The organism is Endozoicomonas sp., assembly GCF_031844845.1.
Taxonomy (GTDB): Bacteria; Pseudomonadota; Gammaproteobacteria; order Pseudomonadales; family Endozoicomonadaceae; genus Endozoicomonas.
Window position 1 is genome coordinate 1 of sequence record NZ_JAVRMB020000117.1, and the last position, 8133, is coordinate 8133.

The following is an 8133-nucleotide window of genomic DNA, read 5'->3' on the forward strand; positions in this document are numbered from 1 at the left end:
TAAGCACCTTACCATTTGTAATCGAATATTTTCGATCGAAAGGTCAATAATAAAACTCATCCTCCCGCTACCAATGGCTCAACCGAAGCGACTACCGTTCTTTATTACTGGGAAAACATCAGGATCCCCCTGAGCGCAAAAGGATTGAACCTTTTTCTCGAAAAACGGTCTGATTACTTAAACCATACATTCAGCAGTTGACTTCATAAAACCGTGGAAACCCTTGCAGGAGTCACGCTGCGGTAGTTTATGGCGCTCACCCATTGGGTGAAACATCAAAACCTACTAACCCTTATCAATCAAGGGCTACAGCACCCATTCAGTTTCCAACTGCTGAATTTAGGTGACTGTTAAGTAGGTGGAAGTTTGCTTTCGTATAAATTGACTGTACAAACGTTTAGTTTTATTTGGTAAACCGGTCATCACCATTGATACCAAGGTGTAGACGCATGATCGCTACTTCTTAAAAATTTGGTAGTGGTTTGCATTTCAATATTTATCACAAGAAAATTCGAGAATACTATCGACTGGTGATGTTTTATTATAAAAGAGTTGGAACTTATTCCTTATCCAGTAGTCAAAATATTTGACAGCAAACTACCACCTACTTAAATAACCTCTGCGTCTGCGACGGAACCATTTATGGATAATTTTTCAACATCAATACAAAATTCAGGACTGAAAAAAAGCACAGTGTCAGATGGGGCAGCCCCCAACGGAAGCACGAAGCTCTGTCCTGATGAAACAGATTCAGTGATATCGAACCTTGGAAGGTTAATTGCCAAGCCAACAACATCATCAGATAGAACGAATGAAAACCCGGAGGCATGCGCTATTCCACGGCCAGGGCAGGAACCGCAGAGCGGGGAGCGCACATTTGATAATCCTCAGCCGGTGCACACGCGAAAAATCAATACTTCCAGAGAAACCGCCCCCCCCCGGGAAAAAGCCATAGACCTCATGAATGAGGGGATTACTTTTTTTAATCAGAGTCTGGACTTTGGTGAGGATCAGAGCTCGCGTATGTGCGCGTTACAAGAAAAAATGCCTGTCGTCTTAGATTACTTCAAGGCAGCCAGAACTTGCCGAGACCTGGCTCACAAGGTTTATTCCGAAGCCAGTCTCAGCAATGAATGCGCTATTTCACCGGAGAAAGAGCGGGAGAACGACGGCTCTGTTGATGATAGTTGTTTATCTGCCCCCCCTACGCAAGCTGATCCCCCCGAAAGAAATAAAAAGACAAGGGCACCTTTCATCAGAGTTCAAAGCAAAACTACCGAAAAAGAATTGAATATACCCACAGAAATAGCGCATCCGTCAGTAAGCCTGACCAGTATGATGAGTAAGAGCCTTGATACTTTTAACAAGGGCTTGAATGTTTTTTATCAGGGTGTGGACATTTATCGTAAACAAGGTGTACCTGAAAACGTCGAGCTTGACCTTAAGACATTCAATACATCCAAACGCTGTGCAGACTATCTTCTGTCGACGCAAGAAACTATGAATATTATTGCAAATTCTATTGATCATCAAAAACAGGAAGCCGCATATGAGAAGTTTGACAAACTGTTACGTCTTCAGGATATCAATGAAGGCGAGATTAATGACCTGAAAGACGCCACAGCAATCGTCAAGGGTCATTGCTCGAGAATATATTTTTCATATAAAGCTGACCCGCTTTTGCACACTGCAGTGGAAAATGACCGCAAGCTGGCTATCAAAGTTCTGCTCGAAGAGATGAATGACCAGACAGATAAGGCTCTAATGTGTGCAATCAGATCGCGCAGATCCGACGTTGTCAAAACTCTGTTCTATAAGCATACCAGCCCGGTTATTATAACGACTCAAAGTCTCTTCAAATCTGTGCGCCTGGCAATTAAGATCGAGGCGATCAATAGCCTTGATATCCTGATAACAGCCATCAATGCCTTGGATGATGCTGACAAACATCTGAGCGATTATTTTAAGGATAAGAAGGATACAAGCAAACTGTTTCAACTTGCAATCCAGAATAATTGTAACGAAACAGTCCGAACCCTGGTTGATTACCATCCTGATCTGAATCTGGAGTTTGACGACGAGAGACCTCTTACGACCGCAATCAAAAGCAACAATATCGAAGCCTTCAAGCTATTGATAACTCGCGGTGCTCACCTGAAGTATATCGATAAATCAGGCAACACGTTGCTGACTCTGATAATCAAGCAGAACAAAGTGGCGTTTTTCAAGGCTCTTCAGGAAACCATTGCAGATATGACACAGCAAATGGGCTCTGCTCAACCTAATAGTGGAGAAGTAATTTCTGACGCCCCTACACCAACTAAACAAGCACGATTTTCAGATTTGAGTGGGGTTTCTACTATCAATACTGTGGGCAGTTTTAAAGAACGCAATTCATATGGGGCAAGGCTTGGGGCTAAGGGCGGGTACTTAACGAAAATGTCTGAAATAGTGAATATGTGCGATCAATCGGATTGTACACCGTTGCAGTACGCTGGCGACAATACGGCTTTTGCTTCTATCCTGATAGAAGCAGGAGCCTATCAGCAAGGCACGCGCAATAGAAATCACTCATTCTCGATCGTAGATAGGCTTCTCAGGAAAAATAATGTCACGATGGCCCAAACCGCTGATGTTACCAACGCGAATCAGTTTTATTACTCCGGTTTTACGCTGCTGTCATTGGCAGCCTATTACTGTTGTTCCGAAATTATCGGCATCCTGATCAGTAAAGGTGTCAATCCGGATACGATCGGTAGAAATGGCAAGCGTGCTTTAGATGTGGCAATTGATACCGGTAATTGCGCCAGCCTCTATGCACTGATAGTTGGCGGTGCCAACCCGGATTATCTGGATAGACAGAACTACACGCCGGTAATCAGGCTGGCCAAGCTGCCTGATTCCAGGGGCACCAGACTTCTTGAGACGCTGAGAAAAGCCATCATGGCCAGGGGAGGCCAGGATTCCAGGTCGATCAACCGCACGACTCTGACCAATATAGTGAATAGCCAAGCTGACCATCATATTACGCCGTTGATAGCGGCAGCCCATTACAACAATTTCAAAATTATCAGCGTTCTGATCAACATGGGTGCCGATCCGAATAATATCAATAAAAGCGGCGAGTGCCCTTTAGATCGTGCAATTACTGAGCGTCATGCCGAAAGCATCAATGCACTAATAGTTGGCGGCGCCGACCCGGATTATCAGAGTTATAGCGCCCAAACGCCGATGACTAAGGCAATCAAACACGGTGGTTTTAAGCTCTTCGATGCTCTGATAGGGGCCATCAAGTCCACCGGAGACCCGCAGACTCTAGCCAGTGTAGTGAATAGATTGGATGGCTATGGTCGTTCGCCGTTATTGTCTGCAGCCCAGGAAAATCATACGGATATCTTCTTCGCCCTGATTAACGATGGTGCCAAAATGAATCAGGCCAATCAAAACGACGATAACTGTGTTCGTGCAGCAATCAAAAATAAGAATCCCGATCTCATTCAGGTACTGATAGGCATCAATGCGAACTGCCTGGATATTATCGCTCACAACGGCAACACGCTTGTTACCGATCTAGCCTATTTGGGCGACACAGAAGGCCTTCGATTCCTGATCACAACCATCACAAAACATAAAAGCAAGGAGAATCGGGTCTACCTACTGAACAGGGAGGCTGAAGGAACAGGTTGCGCATGTGGAACGCCGTTGTTTGTGGCAATTAACCGCAACATGACCGATTTCGCCTTGACCCTGATAAACAACGAGGATGTCAACCTGAACAAGGGCTTCCAAGAGGATGGGGATGTCGTAACGCCATTGGATATAGCAATCATCAGAAATAATATTAATGTCGTCAAAGCACTGATAGCCCGCGGATGCAACCTGAGTTACAACCGCCCCACTACTGGCGATACACCGATAATGTTAGCGACTGACAGGGGCATCCCTGCAATGATCGATACCATTACCAATGCCACCAATGCCACCAATGCCACCAATGCCATTGAGGCCAGCCAGGTCTCTGACCGTTAGAAAAGATGGCGATCCGGACCTGAGTAATTTATTGAACATGCGTGATGGGAATGGTCGTACACCGTTGCAAGCTGCTGCTGATAACCCTGAAGATGATGACCCGAGTGATGACCCGGGTAATGAAAAGTCAGAGACAGGGAAACCCAACGAGAACACCCGGAATAAACGGGAAAAACCACATAAACCACCCGTTGACGACGAATTCGTTGTAACCGTTCCGGCAGAGGAACCACCGCCAGGCTCTACCCGCAATGGACATGTGCCTTGTTACATTCAGGAATGTATTATTTAAAGCGATTAGTCTCCGCTATAAACTGGAGCAATGGATTACACCTGATGGCAAAACGATCACTGCCCATCCTCCGGAAGCGCTGCACGGTCATCACTTCGGCCCCCGTACTGCAATGCCTGATTCTCCATCAGTATTTTGGCTCCGGAGTAACCCAACCCCAAATAAAGGAATTGCTGTGGGATATCGGTATCTCCATTTCTGCAGGAGAGGTGAACAATCTGGTCATCCATGACCATGAAGAGTTTCATGCTGAAAAGGATGAAATACTGGCTACTGGTATTCGCTGCTCTCGTTATCTTCAAACAGACGACACCGGTGCAAGACATCAGGGGGCAAAACGGGTACTGCACTTACATTGGCAATGAACTGTTTGCCTGGTATGGCAGCACTCACAGTAAAAGTCGGGTTAATTTTTTAGATTTACTGCATCGTCCTTACCGGACTTACACGATAACGGAAGATGCACTGGTCTACCTGAAAGAACACAAATATCCGAACTTTTTAGCTACGAGAAGGGCAAAAGGTCTTGCGTCGTTATATGGGTATTACCTTCATTAGTAAGGAAGCCTGGGAAGCGTTTATGGATGACCAGGGGCTAACAGGCCCAACAATCGTCGGCAAGCCAGTGAGGCGCTGATTTATGCGAGCCTGATTCATCATGGGTTTAGCCACAATATGACCATCTTCAGTGATGGTGCGCCCCAGTTTAATATTTTTAATCACGCACAGTGCTGGTTCCATGCGGAACGGCCTCTGTACAAAGTGATTCCTGTTACTGAACAGCAGGTCCAGGCTCAGTTCTGGTGTCGTACATGGTTTTGGGCGATCTATCGTGACCTGAAGGCGTTTAAAGCAGCACCTTCCGAAGAGAAATCCGAACAGATCATGGCTGATTTCCATGCACTGGTTCGCACAGATACAGGCTGTAAGCCCATACAAGATGCCCTGGAAGGGCTGGCCAAGATTGAAAAAGAGCTATTAGAAGTCCTGAATGATCCAAGTCTGCCATTACACAACAACCTCAGCGAAAGCCAAATACGGGTACACGTTAAACGCCGTAAAATCAGCGAAGCGATGCAGGGCGGCAAAGTCGCGACACTTTTGCCAGCCTGAAGAAAACGTGTCGCCTGTATGGTCTCTCTTTTTGGGATTATCTGAAAAGCCGACTAATGGGCGATGGGTTATTTCCGAGATTGAGTAACCTGACTGAAGGGTCTTCACGTCATCTGTCGTGTGGTGTTGCCAGCAGTTTTTGAGAACTTACCATTCACCGACCCTTTGTGGTGAAAAATCTCATCAATAAGCAGCAGAAATCCCCCGCTGGTCAAACTCTGCCTTGATGGCATCCAGCTGCTCCGTTGATGGCGGTCGGACCGCCTCCAGCTCGTAGGTTTCCTTAAATACATCCCACTTATGAACACCCAGACTGTGATAAGGCAGAATTTCTACCTTTTCAACACAGTCCATCTTCTCCACCATATCCGCCAGCATAGCCGCATACAATGGATCAACCGTGTAGCCATCAACCACCACATAGCGTACCCAGGTTGGCTTTTTCAGCTCTTGCAGATACATGGCAAAATTACGGGTATATTTTCCCGTGACATGGGTGAGCTTATGATGCATTTCCTCATCCATGTGCTTGATATCCAGCAGCACCAGGTCGGTATATGACAACAGACGCTCAATATCCGGCGTAATGTGTTTGGCAAAACCATTGGTATCAAGACAGGTATGAATACCATGCTCTTTTAGTGCCTTGAAAAGATCGGCAACGAATTCAGCCTGAAGAAGAGGTTCCCCACCGGTCACCGTTACCCCACCGGTCAGAAAGTTCTTAACCTTAAGAATCTTTTCCAGCACTTCCTCATGGTTCAGTACTTCACCACCATCACGCAGATCCCAGGTATCCCGGTTATGACAGTAACGGCAGCGCATATGGCAGCCCTGCATAAATACCACGTATCGAATGCCCGGCCCATCTACCGTGCCAAATGAGTCCATGGAGTGGACACGACCAAGAGACATCATCAAACCCCTTAATAAAACCAAAAATGCAAAAAAGGCCAGCAGAGCTGGCCTTTTTTATTCAGCAGACTCTTTTATAAAGAATTATAAAGAGCCAGTGAAAGTACGGGTAATAACGTCACGCTGCTGCTCTGGTGTCAGAGAGTTGAAGCGTACCGCATAGCCAGAAACACGGATGGTCAGAGAAGGATACTTCTCAGGATTTTCCATGGCATCTTCCAGCATTTCACGGTTCATGACGTTCACGTTCAGATGCTGACCACCTTCATGACCACTTTCATGGTGAAAGTAACCGTCCATCAGGCCAACCAGATTCTTGCAACGGCCTTCCTCATCCTTACCCAGCGCCTTTGGCACGATAGAGAAGGTGTAGGAAATACCATCCTTCGCGTAGGCAAATGGCAGCTTGGCAACAGAACTCAGGGAAGCAACCGCACCACTGGTGTCACGACCATGCATTGGGTTGGCACCCGGGCCGAATGGCTGACCTGCACGACGACCGTCTGGCGTTGTACCCGTTTTCTTACCATAAACCACGTTAGAGGTGATGGTCAGAACTGACTGGGTAGGAATCGCATTACGATACATTCTGTGCGAAGACACCTTCTTCATGAAGGTCTCTACCAGCTCACAGGCAATGGCATCGACACGCTCTTCGTTGTTACCAAACTTTGGATAATCCCCTTCGATTTCGAAGTCGATGGAAACACCATCTTCATCGCGAACCGGCTTCACTTTTGCGTACTTGATCGCAGACAGAGAGTCAGCAGCAACCGACAGACCCGCGATACCGCACGCCATGGTACGGACCACATCACGATCATGCAGTGCCAGCTGAGCGGCTTCATAAGAGTACTTGTCGTGCATGTAGTGGATACAGTTCAGGGCAGTGACATACTGAGTTGCCAACCAGTCCATAAGCGTATCAAAACGAGCGTAGACGTCGTCGTAATCCAGGTACTCAGTAGCGATTTTATCGCTCTTCGGACCGATCTGAATCTTCAGCTTCTCATCAACACCACCATTGATGGCGTACAGCAGGGTTTTACCCAGGTTGGCACGGGCACCAAAGAACTGCATCTGTTTGCCAACCACCATAGGCGACACACAGCAGGCGATAGCGTAATCATCGCTGTCCATATCCGGACGCATCAGATCATCATTTTCGTACTGGATGGAGCTGCTATCAATGGATACTTTGGCGCAATATTCCTTAAAGCCTACAGGCAGCTTTTCAGACCACAGCACAGTAATGTTTGGCTCTGGTGACGGCCCCATGGTGTACATGGTGTTCAGGAAACGGAACGCATTTTTGGTCACCAGTGTACGACCATCAAGACCCATACCACCAATAGACTCAGTGGCCCAGATTGGATCACCAGAGAACAGCTGATCGTATTCAGGCGTACGCAGGAAGCGAACCATACGCAGCTTCATAACGAAGTGGTCGATCATTTCCTGAGCATCAACTTCGGTCATCTTGCCGGCATCGATATCCCGCTGGATATAAATATCCATGAAGGTAGCGGTACGGCCCAGAGACATGGCAGCACCATTCTGAGACTTAACCGCAGCCAGATAACCAAAGTAAGTCCACTGAATAGCTTCCTGCGCAGTTGCGGCTGGCTTACTGATATCGCAGCCATACTTGGCAGCCATTACCTTCATCTGCATCAGGGCACGGATCTGCTCCATAACCTCTTCACGCAGCTGAATGGTTTCTTCCAGGTTTTCGCCAGACTCAAGAACCACGTCCAGAGACTTGTGCTGAGCTTTCTTGTCAG

General features: G+C 47.0%; 6 protein-coding genes. 4 read left to right on the forward strand and 2 right to left on the reverse strand.

Annotation, left to right across the window (positions count from 1 at the left end):
- Positions 1-642 precede the first annotated feature (642 nt).
- The 4 genes from RM811_RS05575 to RM811_RS05590 all read left to right on the forward strand — a co-directional run bounded on the left by RM811_RS05575 (position 643) and on the right by RM811_RS05590 (position 5434).
- Positions 643-4029: an ankyrin repeat domain-containing protein gene (locus tag RM811_RS05575; RefSeq protein WP_402521640.1), complete on the forward strand. Its 3387-nt coding sequence runs from the start codon at positions 643-645 to the stop codon at positions 4027-4029.
- Positions 3995-4321 (forward strand): hypothetical protein, encoded by a 327-nt coding sequence (locus RM811_RS05580; RefSeq protein ID WP_402521642.1) that lies wholly within the window; start codon positions 3995-3997, stop codon positions 4319-4321. Before RM811_RS05575 ends, RM811_RS05580 begins: the two co-directional genes overlap by 35 nt.
- A 44-nt stretch (positions 4322-4365) precedes the next feature.
- Complete coding sequence (locus tag RM811_RS05585; RefSeq protein WP_402521644.1) at positions 4366-4686, forward strand: hypothetical protein; 321 nt, start codon at positions 4366-4368, stop codon at positions 4684-4686.
- A 310-nt stretch (positions 4687-4996) separates the two neighbouring features.
- Positions 4997-5434, forward strand: coding sequence for a transposase (locus tag RM811_RS05590; RefSeq protein ID WP_402521647.1), 438 nt, complete (start codon positions 4997-4999; stop codon positions 5432-5434).
- Positions 5435-5617: 183 nt separating this feature from the next.
- On the opposite strand, the gene pflA is transcribed toward RM811_RS05590, so the two are convergent.
- A complete protein-coding gene (gene pflA, locus RM811_RS05595) occupies positions 5618-6352 on the reverse strand; it encodes a pyruvate formate-lyase-activating protein (protein WP_402521649.1) in 735 nt (244 codons plus the stop codon).
- Between the two features lie 81 nt (positions 6353-6433).
- A partial coding sequence (locus tag RM811_RS05600; protein WP_402521651.1) for a pyruvate formate lyase family protein occupies positions 6434-8133 on the reverse strand: 1700 nt, incomplete at its 5' end.

Excerpts from the sequence above, each read along its gene's own strand:
- RM811_RS05575 (WP_402521640.1), top strand. The coding sequence starts at position 643 with ATGGATAATTTTTCAACATCAATACAAAATTCAGGACTGAAAAAAAGC.
- RM811_RS05580 (WP_402521642.1), top strand. The coding sequence starts at position 3,995 with ATGCCATTGAGGCCAGCCAGGTCTCTGACCGTTAGAAAAGATGGCGAT.
- RM811_RS05585 (WP_402521644.1), top strand. The coding sequence starts at position 4,366 with ATGGCAAAACGATCACTGCCCATCCTCCGGAAGCGCTGCACGGTCATC.
- RM811_RS05590 (WP_402521647.1), top strand. The coding sequence starts at position 4,997 with ATGACCATCTTCAGTGATGGTGCGCCCCAGTTTAATATTTTTAATCAC.
- pflA (WP_402521649.1), bottom strand. The coding sequence starts at position 6,352 with ATGATGTCTCTTGGTCGTGTCCACTCCATGGACTCATTTGGCACGGTA.